Below are 14,413 nucleotides of genomic sequence, written 5' to 3' on the forward strand. Positions count from 1 at the left end.
CTGATTTTTAGGGGACGTATCATCATTTTTACAAAGGAGGGATATCTCTTCGATGACTCATCTGTCCCGATACACCACCTCGTCTGTTTATTTGAAATCGACAAAATGGAGGAGGTCCGCGCCTTCGGCGGACCTCCTCCATCTAAATCGTTCGACTATCGGTTCAATCGAACAGGGCGACGATGTCGTCATAGTTCACGTTCGGGTCAGGTCGGAGCTCGCCGTTCTCGATCGCCTCGAGCATACGCTGCTCCTTCTCCTTGAGTCGGATGTAGATCTTCTCATCGACCATGTTCTGTCTATCGGGCTGGCCCTCCATCATCATGTAATGATAACGGGTGTATTGTCCCTCTTGGAGTCCCAGACGATGGATCCGGTCCCTCGACTGGAGCATATGGGTGAGGTTGAACGAATACTCGAGATAGACCGCATCGTGACAGACGTGATGGAGCGACACCGACTCCGCCAGCGTGTGCGGGTTCGTGACGATGACATCGAACTCACGGTTCTGGAAGGCACGGATCAGTCGCTCGCGCTCCTCCTGTGGCGTGCTGCCATAGATGACGGCAGACCTGATCCCGTTCGACAAGAGCTCCTCATGGACCCTGTCTATCGTATGCACGAACATGCACCAGACCACCGCGGTCTTGCCCTCCCTGTGGAGGGAGATGACGGTGTCGATGGCACGACGGAACTTCCGTGTCTCTCGGACGGACCTGAGGAGACGTATCTCCTCCATATCCAAGGAGACATTAGGCTGCCCCTCCCCGTCCAAAAGAGGGATTTCAGCCGCATCCTCCCCGAACATCTCCTCCATGTCGATGTTCCGGAGGACGAGCTCCGGGCTCGATGCCGCCTGGATGAGGCGGATGTACAGGGTGAACGGGTTCCCCCGGTACTTCCGATAGAGGAGGTCGATGATGCGCTGTTCCGAGTCGTCTGCGACGATTCTGTAGAGGATGTCGTCATCCGCATCCGGCACACCGAGCTCCCGCTTGTTCGTTCGCCAGAAGAACGGCGCCAGCTTCGTGTTCACCTCTTGGACCTTCGACTCGTTCGGTTCCTTTAGCTCGTAAGGCTTGAAATTGAAAAATGACTTGTATTCCTCACCGTACAGGATGTTGAGGAAGTTATAGATGTCCTCATAGGTGTTGGGTATCGGCGTCCCGGTAAGGACGAACTTGTAAGGCGCAAGGGGCGCCAACGCCTTCGCGGACTTCGCACGTATGCTGTTCAGCCCCTTGATCTTATGAACCTCGTCAAAGACCAGCATGGTGGAGCGGTCGATCACCTCCGAGAGGACCCGTTCATATTTCCCGAGCGACTCGTAGTTGACCAGGATAAGGTCATAGAGGTGGGCGTCGGTCTTCAGGGCGAGCAACGGCTCGACCGAGTCATGGATGTCGAGCACCCTGAGGTCTCGCTTGTCCCCAAAGTTGGCACGGAACTCGTCTTTCCATGAGATGAACGTGTTCTTCGGCCCGATGACGACGAGTCGCTCGACCTTGTTCACCTCTCTCGAGGAGAGGTATGCATACGCGCCATAGATCATCGAGGTCTTCCCTGCGCCCGGGACGGAGAAGTTCGCCGCCTTCTGCATCTCGACCATATAGAAGGCCGAACGCATCTGCCGCTCCCGTAGCTTTCGTTCGAGTTCCCTGTCCACCAGGCTCGAGAAGGTCTCGTACTTTCGTTGAACCTTCTCATCTGACGATTTGAGGAGACGCGCATACTCCGCCCTCTCCTCGATCATGAACTCCTGGTCTCCCAGGTATTGCCGGAGACGTTCGGTGACGACGACCTCGAAGCCACGTCTTCCCCCGAGGCGTTCCAGATGGCTGATCACCTTCTTGATCTCCACATAGGTGAGATCCGACCGGAAGGCAGGATACCCTCCGTCGCAGAACGGCACGAGCGTCCTCGTCAATGTGCGCTCGTTCGCACGTAACTTGCCGGGCGCCACCCGGTCATGGACGACGAGCCTGCCCTGATCCAACGTCAGGACCAGGGCGTCGTCCAACAGCATCTCCTTGTCCAATATGATTCTCCCCTTGTCTCTTCTCAGGATATGACTCAGCACGAGCTCCTCGAACTCCCTGACACGGACACCGTGTCTGCCCGAACCGTCGGACCAGAGGCTCTCGAACTCCTCGATGGCCCTGTCGATCTTTTGACGGTCGAAGTCTGAGCACAGCCAGGTCCCGGTGACGTCGAACGACTCATAGTTGTGCTCGATGGCGGCGCGTGTCTCGTTGTTGGACCCGGTGAAATAGAGAATGTTCCCTTCCGCGTCCTTGACGAGCCCGAACTTGGAGTGGAACAGTCCGGCACGGATGAAGCCGACCCGGACGTCCACGACCCCTCTCGCGATGAGATGGGCCAGGTTCGAGAAGTCCGCCTCTTCCTGGAGGGAGAGCTTCTCGTCGAGTCGGTCCAACAGGTCCTCCTCGAGCTCACGTCTCAGACGATATCCGTCGGTCATCTGAAGGAAGTCCTCCTCCGCGATCTCCTCGGAGATGATGAGGCGCATCCTTCCGCCGTTCCGGACCAGCCCTTGAATCCCTCTCGCATAATGCGCGAACGCCTTCCCGCTGAAATACCCGCTTACACGGTCATAGGAGACGGCGTTCGACAGGACCGGCTCATAGAAGGTTTTCGCGATGCTCGTCTGGTTCGTATAATATGAGGGTTTCAGGTCGAGGAGGCGAAAGTCCGATTCGGCCCTCATAGGGAATCCAGTCTCTCCCGCAATAGGTTCACCAATCGGTCGAACTCGCCCTTCGTGTGTGCATCCATCCTGGACACCTGCTCCGTGTCGATGTTCTCGAGCGCCTTGAGCGAGGTGTTCAACGCGTCGACCGGTTTCATCTGGGCTCGTGTGATGGCCGTCTCCTCGGCACGACGGCTCACGATGTAAGATGCCTCGGAACGTACCTGTTCGAGGTCCTTGTTCACCTCTCGAATCGTCGAGATGTCGACGGTCTCCCTCTCTTGGAAGGCATCGTGTACGTCATCCACGATGTCCTCGAACTCCTCTAGGAATTCCTCACGGTTCTTGCTTCCGAGGATGTCCTTCCCGATTTTACGAATGTAACGGGTGAGGTCCCTGTCCTTCGAGGTGCTCAATGCCGTGAAGAGTGCGTCCTGTACCCGGATGCGGTCCTCCTCATCCTTCTCTTTCCGCAGGATCCCGGTCATCTCCTGTAGCGGACCGTCGAGTTCGAGCTCACGTGCGACATAGAACTTGCCTTCCGCATTGATGAACTTGAGGTACTCGACCATGAGGTCGGCCTTCTCGAGCATCTTCTTGACATCGGATTCTTTCTTGCCGATGTTCGCCGCGTATTCCTTGGTCGTGAAGTAACGGTTGATTCGGATGTCGTTATAGACGTCGACCAAGTTGTCGATGGCGTTATAATCGACCGGACGCTCCTCCCCATGCTGGATGCGCAGCTCGAGTCGCTTGATGTCAGCGTCCGTCAGTCCCTCCTCAGGATCGAGGATGACGGCCTCGAAGAAAAGGTCTCCCCCGTCCTCACGCTTGAGTTGACGAAGGCAGGTGAATCGTCGGTTGCCGTCGACGACGGTCCCGTTGTTCAACACGACACCGGCATGGATTTGCCCCAGGGCCTTGATGTTCTTCTTCGTCTTCTCGAGGGCGGTCCGGTTCGAGTCGACGATCATCGTCTCGACCTTCTCGTTATACTCGTCTTTTGAAAGCTCGTCCACGACGACCCCTTCGGACTCGAGTTTGTTCATCCAGCTGATGATACGTCCGTTACGCTTGTTGTAGAGAAGAAGGTCGAGAGGGATTCGATAGACTTCGAAGCTCCGCATCTCGCCTTTCAGAGCCAACTTTCGTTTCTGGTCAGTTCGCATGATATCCTTTCCGACCCTTGCATGTAAATCAATCTTTTCAATATTGGTTTCTGTTCTCAATCTGATAACCCCGTTCCTGATGAATGTCTAATGTATGTCTTTGTTTCAATAGATGCTGGACAGGAAGGTATCCTTGTTTCGATAGACCTTCCCTGTCTCAGGTGAGAAATGGCCTCCGCGCTCTTTGATCGACTCGATCAACTTTGCTCGGTTCAAGGAAATCTGATAACGTTCCTCGAGCTCTGCCATCAGAAAATGGACGTCCAGACCATCTTCAGAGGTCATATGTTCGAGATAGAATTGTCCGATTGCCCTCTTCTCTTTCGCAAAATAAAAGATGTCCCCTCCAATGGTCGGGATGAAGTTCACCCCGTCTTGTAGTCGGATGAGCCTCTCATAAAAGACGTTCTCCATTCCAAGATTGAACAATGGAGAGTCGATTTTTTCTTGAATCTGCGGTAACGTGAAGTACTCTTCTCCAAGCCCGCTCGCGAACCGCACAAGTTTGACGATTTCAACCTCGATTTCTTGTTTCGTGATACCTGAACGCTCCATGCGACCAAGGCTGATGTAATGGTCTTCGTCGAATCTGAATATCTCTAGATTCGTCTCGAGGTCCTTCAGCACTTTAAAATATGTCTGCGTTCTTGAAGCGGGTGTATACTCTATCCGGTACAAATCTTGAGCCCTGATCTTGCTCCTGAAATAGGATTCTCCGCTGCCGAACTCCTGCCTGACGATGAATCCTCCCCTTATGACATATCCTACGGTCGAAAGGACAGCCTTGTTTAGAAACTTGTCATACAGTTCAGGTTTGTCCGGATAGGCATCCAAGAGTTGGTCGAAAGTATAGATATCTTCGACAAGGACAGAAGAGAGCCACTCTCCTTCTGCGAGCGAAATGGAGGGCGTTACAGTGATCAAGATGTTATTCGGGGTCAGGTGGTGCGCAAAATCCGTTTGAATCAAACTGCGCATCGAAGGGACGTGCAGTCCAAAGTTGCCCTCCAGGTATCCCAAGAACTCCTCGAGTGGCATGGGACTATGTTCTCCGATGAGATGACGTAACCAGGTCTTCTTGTCCTCGACATTGATTGCCAGCTCTGGCATCCTCCCCATGATCACATGAGGGTGATCAATCTTGTTTTTGATGAGATTATGGAGTTCATATGCATCCTGACAATCCAACTCTCGCATGAGCTCTCTGTCTAAATCATAGATGAAGCGGGCATGGTAGATTCCTGGTTCCAGGTTAAATAATCTTCTAACCCTCTCTAACCGATCTTCGGTGCACACATCCGGCGAGTGATACCTGACTCGTAGACCATTGGAGCCGATAATATGTTCCGAACGGCTTGCCAGGCCCATGAGGCTCCTCTCGTCGACCCTCAGACCAATCGCAGTCTCTTCGGGAAAGAAATCATCGATATATTGTTGATAAAGGACTGCCACCTCCTCGATGCGAAGTGCATGATCGCGAGCATTCTCGAACACCACTCTCTCAAGGATGCTCTTCTTGCTAAAAGGGACCAGACGATCGTCAATCGGAAAGACGGAGAAGTATTGCTCAAAGTTCCTCCTCTGCTCCTCGTTCAACCTCGTGTACATTTCCAACATGTCATTTGTACCACTTTTGGCCTTTGCATCCAGAAGCCTGAAGATTGCAGGACTTTCCTCGAATATCGTCACAAATGCTTCCTCTGTCATAGCAAAACGCCGGAACCTGCGCAGGTATCTTTTGGCTTCTTTCACATGCGATATCGGAATCCACTCCAGCGTCGTCTTCAATTTCTGTGAGACACGCTGCTTTGAGACATCCAACCTGTCCGCCATTTCTTGTAAGCTCAATCCTTCCTCGAATCTCATTGATACGAGTTCTTTATTCGGAATATATTCAGACGACATGATGTCCTTGAATGCTCGTCTTAATTTTTCCACATCATGTCCATCTACCTTCAGTAAACCCTTTTCTTCAGCTCTTTTCAAAATAACGGAGAGGCGCCTCTCGTCGACTCTGAGTCTCCCCTTGAGCTCTTCCACAGCGAACTTTTTAGGGAGCGAGTCGTAACAGTTGCTGACGAACTCTCTCTCTAACACGTTCATCTCTCTTTTCCCGATTTTATCAGAGACTTCCCCCCTCACATGGCCGAGATGAGCGACACTAGATCCAGAGCTCTCGAAGGAGGCGCCCATCTCCACCTCGAACGCTCGATAAGCACCCATAAGCTTTTGATACGTGGTCAGTCTGTTCCGTCCCCCGGTCATCTCCTTGAACGTGTCATAATCGACATCTTTGAAAGATATGTAATCGAATCCTCTGCTTCTCAGTAATCTCGGGAGTGATTCATTTACCCCCATACCCAGAAAAATCAGATGGTAGAAGGTCCTTCTCGAACACAATTCATAGAATCTTTCGGGTCCGTATAATTCGACGAGTTCGCCAAGGGTGATTTTGACCGGCTCTCGAAACTTAATGAGCGTCTCCTCATCCCCCATCAGAAAATCATCAGGTGTCAACCCTTGACGTATCAATTGGACTGCCGTATGAAACGTGAAACGATATCCTTCCTTCTCAGCGACATCGATCAACCCCAAAAAACTATTTTGTAGATCTTTGAGGGGGATATCATGATACCTGCCTCCCCCTTGACCAGGTAGTCTGTCCATTCCTCATCTTCCTCGCAATCTTTGTCATGGTCTGTGTTGAGATTTCAAATAAGCCTCTAGGGCACGGCGTATGATTTCATCTTCAGTGACGTTCTCTTTTTTGGCGAAATCGAGCAACCCCTTGTAAAGGACATCTTCCCGGTCATCAAAACTGATTTTTATGTTCAGGGTCTTTTGCCTAACATTTTCGATGACACGACTCCCCTGCCGGTCGAGCAGCATCCTCTTCACCTCGCGCAACTCCTCACGCGTCATCTCATACACGCCCTTCTCCCCATTCTTCGTAGGGTAGGTCTTCCCTTCCAGAAGTGCAGGTCTCGGGTCCTCCGGCCAGGAGAGGAGTTCGGCGAGTTTCGTCGCGCTGAACTCTTGCTCGATCGTCTTCTCCAATATCTTCGGTCCGAACGTGTTCCAGAAGGAAACGAATCGGTTTACCTGAGAGTGCGACATCCCGATCTTCGCCAGGAAATCTTGCCAGTTCCCCTCTTGCTCCTTGAATCCGTCCCTTGTTTCAGGGTCGCGGAACAGGCTACTCGCATGGGCCAGTATACGACATTTTTCGACAAAACTCGTGGCTTGAATGGCATCGATGTGGTTATAGTACTGTACGATGCCCGCCATGTCCTCGGGAAGCCTCTTCGTGATGACACGCGAGAGGCCCGTCGCCGGCAGGGACTGGTAAGGGTTCGCCACGGTCGATGTGGCAGAGAACTCCTTCACCGCCTCGACTTGCTCGCTTCGATTGTCCGAATCCCCTGATCCTTGTCTCACCGGCAGGTTTGCATTGAACGTTGAGATCTTTGGTGTGTGCTTTTTACGATTACGGTTCATAACGAGAGTACCTCCTGTGCAAGCTGTAGGTATGCGTCCGTCGCGGGACTCTTGTGGTCGATGACCGGTCGGGACTCACGCTGCAGTGTCTGGACCTTCACCGCATACGGTATCGTCGTCAGGACCGGGATGCCCACCTCTTCCCCGAGCTCCTCGAGTTCCTCCACGGTCGTCGTATCCCCCTTGGAACGGGCGCTCACCATGGTGGGGATGAAGGCCGCGATATGAATGTCTTCTCGGAAGCGTTTCATTTCTTCCAGTTCCTCGGGAGCCGAGTAGACCGCGTCCATCGAGAACTTTTGCATCTGGACAGGCATGATGATCCGGTCCTGGGCGACCAGCGCGCAGCGCGCATAGGGATTCAAGGCGGATGTCGAACCCGGGCAGTCGATCAGGCAGATGTCGAACAACTCTTCGAGTTTCGCAAGCTCCTCGCTCAGACGATATTCATAACCGATTTGACTGGTCAGGTCACTCGGCGAGGCGGATCGTCTCGTCGGGACCAAGTAGATCGTTCCTGTCTCGTATTCGCAGGTCACGATGACCTGTTCGATCGGTGTATAGAACGGGTCGTTCTCCTCTAATAGACAATCCAATAACACCTTGCCCTCATAGTCGTTCGTCAGACCGAGGCCGTTCGTCGAGGACGCCTGGTCATCGGCGTCGATAACGAGTACACGCAACCCGTCCCTTGCATAGGCGTGAGCTAGATTGATGGTCGTGGTCGATTTCCCGACCCCTCCCTTACGGTTGTACAACGCGATTTTTTTCATGACTGTTCTCCTTGTTCGTCTATGTCGTCGATGATGTTGTCTGATACGGTTCGTTCAATCATTTCGGCCAGTAACTCGCTGACACTACGGTTATGGGCATGCGCATACTGCTGAAATTGTTCCGACAGGTCGCTCGGGATACGAGCGGACAAGATTGCCGATGACTTCTTCTCCTGTTGGAACGGTCTCACCTTGAGTGGCGTGTGCGTTCCTCCCTTTCGGAGGTCACGGATTTGTTTCACAGTGAGCTCCTCGACTTGCTTCCTCTCACCGTCGATGTATAGGCCCTGCTCGACCACCTCATCTATATTATCCAGATACATGAGCTCAAAGATTTTGGATGCGGGGAGGCTCGACAATGATGATTCTAGTGGATGTAACGTGTCATAGGCTTTGATGTATCGAGATGCGAGCGAGGCGGACATCGAGACGGCCTCTAAAAAAGTGCCCCACTCCTTTTTGTCATGCATCTCAGATCGTGCGATGACGAGTCGTTTCCCGATTTCGAACACTGAGATCGTCTGCACTTTTGCGAGTTCATTGATCTCATAGACGAGATCTTCGACTTCCTTCGAGACAGGGAGCTTTTGCACGAGGGAACTGATATTCGTCAGCCCGCTCTGGTAAGGGTGTTGCTCACTCGGTTTGACCTTGTGGATGTTTCGGTTCCTTGCCTTCATACGGAATCACCCCTGGATGCTCGTACAATTTTCGCCAACTCCCGAAACGGTTCGGATAACTGTTTTGATTCCTTCGAGCGGTATTGGATGACACTCTTCCCGCTGTCCGCCGCCTTTTCAATGAAGGTCGAACGTTTCACGACAGGCAAGATGGACAACGATTCAGCCGACGCGATTTGTTCCATCGCCTCGAAGTATTCTTTATCTGCCTTCAGCGTATGGTCCATCGCGACAGGTAGGACACCGGTGATCTCCAAATCCGGATTATAGAATTTTTTTACCTTTTGTACCGTACGGATGGTGCTTGCAAGCTGATCAAAGACGAGCTTTTTCGGCATGAACGGGATGATGGTCATGTTCGAAGTCGAGAGGACGACTTTTGAGAGCTCATTAATAGAAGGGACCGAGTCCAATATGATCCAATCGAACTCATCCTCGAGCGGCGAAATCATATCCTTTAATAGGAAGAGCTTGTCTTGTTCGGAGATCACATTGATCAACCTGGCATTTCGTTCATTCGAAGGGAGAAGGCTGACATGATACGTTTCATCATCGAACAGAATGTCCTTGATGTCTAGATTTCGTGTATGTACGTCGAACATGGTCATATACTTGATCGTGTCGGACTCTTTCAACATCAGTTTACTCAGAGACCCTTGGGGGTCCAAATCGATGAGTAGGACACGTTCCCCCAACTCCCCTAGCGCATAGGCCATATTCAAGGAACATGTGGTCTTGCCAGACCCGCCTTTCGAAATATAAAACGTCAAAATGTTCATCTTCTCTCCCCTTTCTACTTCTAATCATGCCATACTCTTTTTTTTGATACAACAAAAACAACGGTCAATCCACGCTATAAATCAAATTAATCTGTATACAACACAAAATTAGTACGTATACAACATCAAATAATTGTATACAACATACGTCATCATAGATTTCCGTATACATTTCGACGTCGAAATGTATACGGTTTTACCACTCAAATCTCTCATATATCGTTCACTGCCCAAATAAAAGAGACTCCAACATCATGCTAGAGTCTCTTTCTAATCATCAAAAGTATTTAGTATTCAATTGCCTCCATTCAACGTTAAGGATGTACATTGTTCTAACAAAGAATCCACGTCGATTTAAATTAGTTCTCAACTTGATGTATTGGATCCAAGAGTGAAACAGAGAGCTCTCCTAAAGTGTAGACACCGTCATCGACTCTATGTAAATGTTCAAATATCGCCTCGGCTGTGACACAAGGGACACCGATTATTTGAGTCACATATTGATGAAAGATTTCTGCTGCGAAAATCTCATCCAATGCCTGACCGGCAGATATGAGTCTCTCTACATCATGTTTGACCTCTTCCATTTCTCTATCTGTGATTTCATCACGATATGTCCAGTGTCCTTCATTTTCAGTACCATCGAAACCGATTATCACATAATCCATACCATAACGAATGGTTTGGCTCATACCAATGACCTCCTAATGGATGATATATACTTTATTGTATGAGGACTTCACATCCATCCTGACTGAAGGATGTGACACCTTTATGGAATCGGGCTGACAGTTTTTCGAACGTGTACTATGACTTAAATCGTTATCTATCATTAGAGTCTAAACAAGTCCCGTGTACATGGTAATCTAATAGAAGAATAAAAAACCATATTCTTATAAATATAAAAGATTATATAGAATGAATAAGGATTAAAGAAGGATTGAAAGAGTTGGAAAAATGGAGGACGCATAAATCCTTGTGATACCAACGTTCACACGAAATAAAGAGACTTGCATATCTGTCATGATCAGTTTCTTTTCTTCAAAGAGCCTTCTTTTTTTTCGTACCACTTTTGATAAATTGAACGACTTCTCTCTTTTTTTTCATGAGAAATTTGAAATACAGATTAATAGATTTGATTTTTTTCCAAAGAGGCTAATCAAAGGAGGTCCATGGCCCGGACGGTCCTCCTTTTGATGGAAGACGGAGAGATATATTGCATATTCATATGGTTTTCATACAATTTTTCAAAAAAAGGCATGACAAAAAGGCCATCATGCGATAGCCGATTTTTCGATTCTGGTCTTTAATTGCTGATGGAGGTAGAGGATCGGCTCACTGAAGAAGAGTCGATGCTCACTCGAATGCACGAGATTCTCACGGTGGTGGAGGAACGCTTGTTTCAAGTCGGACAAGACCTCACGGAACGCCGATGCTCCGAACGTGTCACTCATCGAATAGAGGGATTCCCTGCTCACCTTCAACACATCGAAGTCGAAGAACTCGCCTACCCGTTTCCGCAATTCGAACCAGGCGATCTGAGTCTCTGAACGTTCTTCCTCCCGGATGAGTTTGCTGTCCCGCGCGCTGTCCAATGTCATCTCAACGAGGACAGGTCGAGTGATGTCCTGTACACGTTTCTTGAGCGTCACGTTCTGCTTCACCACATTCAAGAAGTGGCGGCTGTCCTCTACGAGTGAGACCTGGAGGAACTTCAACCGTGACATCATCTTTTGGATGGCAAGTTTGTGGCCACAGTATTTTGGTAAGAAGCCTTTGATCTCGTCATAGGTGAGGATCGCCTGCTCATTCGACTGGACATGCACATCTTTTTCGACTTGGACGAGCGTACGTAACGCAAGTCGTAAAGCGTTCACATTATCAAGCGAGAGGAGTTCAGCGAGAAGGTCATGCCAAATAGACGTGTACCCGGTCTTCGAGACGACAGAGGCTCCGTCCACAAAAAGGTCACGATAGTTTTCAAGATAATCGTTCAGTTCGATGGAGAGCACCCCAGGAAAATGACGGACAAGTCGCAACAATCCATGGCTTTCGAACATTTTCAGGTTGTTATGTAAAGAACGGACAGATGTATGGGCGGAAGTGGCAAGCTCCGTGTCTTCCATGAATTCGATCTTGCCTTGGTCGTCCGCATAAGAAAGAAGGGTCAGAACGTGACGAATCCGCGATTTTGTCCATTTGAAGGAAGTGAAGCATGCAGGGATGTTATAGTGATGCTGTTCGTATCGATAATGTTCATCTCGTTTTGTCCAACGAGTCAATCCACTCATCGCGACGAGTAGTTTGTTCGCGACTAAAATGTGACGGTTTCTGTAAGCCACCTACCCTACACCTCCTCTATCCTAAAATATGCTAGTTTCAGTATCTTGTTCTTTCGAGATGGTGTCAAAGTGTGGGTTTGGTACGATGAATTGCGACCAAATTTGATGAAACGTTGATGTTAAGCCATTTTAGAGCTATAAAATTGTGTCGTTTCAGTACGACTTTTCGCGACCACATTAAGAGGGATTGCTTAAGGAAGCCGTTTAATAGTCTTTTTAAGTAGAAATTTCAGCAGAATAGTGTTCAAAATGTCGTCTCAGTACGACGGTCTGCGACCATTTTCATAAACATGTCGTCTCGGTACGACGAACCACGACCAAAACCGTCAATAATGCAGTTTCGGTACGACGGTCTGCGACCATTTTCAAGAAATGAGGGCTGATTTTTTTTTGAAGATTTTTTCGAAACGGTACGGTCGGTCGCCCCGGTGCGACAAATTGCGACAAAAATCTTGCATATGTCGTCTCGGTACGATGATTCACGACCAAATTGCAGGTGATGTCATTCCAGTACGACGGTCTGCGACCAATTCTTATAAGAATGTCGTTCCAGTACGAGGAATTTGGCGTATTTCAGCATACATATATCAAATTGGTAAATTTGATACCGTTTTTGTTAGTCAAAAATGTCATTTCAGTACCGCCAGATTCACCTATGACCTTTTTCAAGTCAAATCTAGGACGCGAGACCGCGAAGTCCCAATCGTTTCCGCTCATTTGTACCCTCGGATGTCTTGGCGTCAAAGACGTGACAGATATCATTTCACGTGAAACATCAGATATTGCGAACGAACACAAAAAAGAAGCCCTCGGACCGAGAGGCTTCCCTTGAACTTTTCGAATCCCTGTCAGAGGAGCAATGTGTCCGTCTGATTCAATAGCTCCCAGGACTCGAGCGGATAGAACGTGAAGAAGTAGTAGTCACCTGAGCGGTGCCAGTCCTTCAGGATGAACCCATGCTCTTTGATGCGATCCAGGTTCACCTCGAGCTCCCGTAAGTTCTCCGACTTGCGGGACTTGTTGAATCGGATCGAATAGGTGAACTGACGCCAATGTCGGCGGACGGGGCTCTGCTCCCCTGTCTGGATGGAGGCGATTCGTTCCTTTTGGAGCACGAACGCCAGGTGATAGGCGAAGCTCCCCTTCAGCTGTTCGATTTGCTCGCCGTATATGCTGACGACCTGTTGCTTGAGCAGGTCGTCATAGACCTCCTCTGCCACGGTGACGACCACCTGGCTGTCAGCGAGGGTCGTCGCATTCTTGATCGTGACGGATGAGAAGAGCCCACGGATGAAGAGGTCCCCATCGTCGTTATGGCCCGCGACCCGATAATACCCGAGCTTCATCAGGCGTTTCGTCGTCAGGTCGTAGCTCTTCCCGCTCTTGTTGGAGTAGAGTTTCTCGACCAGGCGGACCAACGGGAAGATGATTTTCCTACTCGTCTGGAACGAGATGTCACGGTAGGACAGTATCTCGGTGAATGCCTCGAAGTCCTTCGGGTCAAGGTCGGGTACTTTCCCGTTCAGTTCCTGGATGAACTCCTTGCTGACCAGGACGGAGAGGTTCTGTGGGACCCCCTCCTTGTACTTCGGTACGACCGACTCATAGTTCAAGAGCTCGAGATTGAGCTGCGATGCGTCATTGAGCTTTTCATCGAGTTGATCGGTCTTGTTCTTGATACGGTCGGACATCCCGAAGAACGGGATGTCCACCGCCAGTGTCGGAGAATGATGGGCCACCCTCTTCGTGGAATCGATCTCCTTCGCCACCTCACCCAGTATCATCAGTACATCCGTCTTCAATGTCGTGGTCTTCTGATTCACGGTCTTTTGAGACCAGTATGGATAGGTGTGGATCAACTGGTTCGGGTCCTCTGCCCAGTCCTCAATCTCGGCGATACAGAGATTCATATAGTCCTCGATCGTTTTCACATGAAACTCTTTCTGGAGTCCCTCGGCACCCGCCACCTTGACATAGGCGGAGATCATGTCATGTTTTGCCCGGAGCTCCCTGTTGTACCCACGTGACTCCTGGTAGTTGCGGACTGCCGTCCTCACCCAGCGACGTTTCAATTTCATGAAAGAATAATAGCGTATCTTCTTGTATGCGCTCTCGATGTTCTCGAGCGCATAGTGCTCCTGGTATAGCGCTGCGACAAAACCATTGATGTCAAATATAGAGACGCTATGGAGGATTTCCTCCATACCGTGCTGTTTGATAGTATTAACCGCTTGAGAAATGATGAGTTGTTGGGAGCGGCTATTGGAGTTCGAATGGTTCTCCATGCTGATCACCTCTTCTCATCTAAATATAGCATAGCACCACGGGATAAGACCTTAAAAATCATAACGTTTAATTATTTCAAATACCGTAAATTCGATTATGTGCGCCGGCGCACACTTTTTTATGATGCGGAGAAGACGAAAAGTGAATTATAATAATATTGTAAGATAGAAAACATT

General features: G+C 49.8%; 10 protein-coding genes. All 10 read right to left on the minus strand.

Annotated features, from left to right (window positions below; genetic code table 11):
• Positions 1–163: 163 nt before the first annotated feature.
• A complete protein-coding gene (locus IRJ25_RS13400; protein WP_269318469.1) occupies positions 164–2,728 on the minus strand; it encodes an SNF2-related protein in 2,565 nt (854 codons plus the stop codon).
• Positions 2,725–3,879, minus strand: coding sequence for a hypothetical protein (locus IRJ25_RS13405; protein ID WP_269318470.1), 1,155 nt, complete (start codon positions 3,877–3,879; stop codon positions 2,725–2,727). The genes IRJ25_RS13400 and IRJ25_RS13405 overlap by 4 nt, the downstream gene beginning before the upstream one ends.
• 105 nt (positions 3,880–3,984) lie before the next feature.
• Positions 3,985–6,546: a sigma factor-like helix-turn-helix DNA-binding protein gene (locus IRJ25_RS13410; protein WP_269318471.1), complete on the minus strand. Its 2,562-nt coding sequence runs from the start codon at positions 6,544–6,546 to the stop codon at positions 3,985–3,987.
• 24 nt (positions 6,547–6,570) lie between these two features.
• Entirely contained in the window at positions 6,571–7,377 is an 807-nt protein-coding gene (locus tag IRJ25_RS13415) for a hypothetical protein (protein ID WP_269318472.1), read from the minus strand.
• The gene (locus IRJ25_RS13420; RefSeq protein WP_167365538.1) at positions 7,374–8,135 is read right to left on the minus strand and encodes a ParA family protein; all 762 of its coding nucleotides are present in this window, start codon (positions 8,133–8,135) and stop codon (positions 7,374–7,376) included. Before IRJ25_RS13420 ends, IRJ25_RS13415 begins: the two co-directional genes overlap by 4 nt.
• Positions 8,136–8,146: 11 nt before the next feature.
• Complete coding sequence (locus IRJ25_RS13425; protein ID WP_269318473.1) at positions 8,147–8,830, minus strand: hypothetical protein; 684 nt, start codon at positions 8,828–8,830, stop codon at positions 8,147–8,149.
• Entirely contained in the window at positions 8,827–9,609 is a 783-nt protein-coding gene (locus IRJ25_RS13430; protein ID WP_269318474.1) for a ParA family protein, read from the minus strand. The genes IRJ25_RS13425 and IRJ25_RS13430 overlap by 4 nt, the downstream gene beginning before the upstream one ends.
• A gap of 359 nt (positions 9,610–9,968) precedes the next feature.
• Positions 9,969–10,301: a hypothetical protein gene (locus IRJ25_RS13435; RefSeq protein ID WP_269318475.1), complete on the minus strand. Its 333-nt coding sequence runs from the start codon at positions 10,299–10,301 to the stop codon at positions 9,969–9,971.
• 582 nt (positions 10,302–10,883) lie between these two features.
• On the minus strand, positions 10,884–11,951 hold the full coding sequence (locus IRJ25_RS13440; protein WP_269318476.1) for a hypothetical protein: 1,068 nt from the start codon (positions 11,949–11,951) through the stop codon (positions 10,884–10,886).
• An 848-nt stretch (positions 11,952–12,799) separates the two neighbouring features.
• The gene (locus tag IRJ25_RS13445) at positions 12,800–14,236 is read right to left on the minus strand and encodes a hypothetical protein (protein WP_269318477.1); all 1,437 of its coding nucleotides are present in this window, start codon (positions 14,234–14,236) and stop codon (positions 12,800–12,802) included.
• Between the last annotated feature and the right edge of the window lie 177 nt (positions 14,237–14,413).

It is taken from the genome of Exiguobacterium sp. KJ 601 (genome assembly GCF_027161185.1).
Lineage (GTDB): Bacteria > Bacillota > Bacilli > Exiguobacteriales > Exiguobacteriaceae > Exiguobacterium > Exiguobacterium profundum.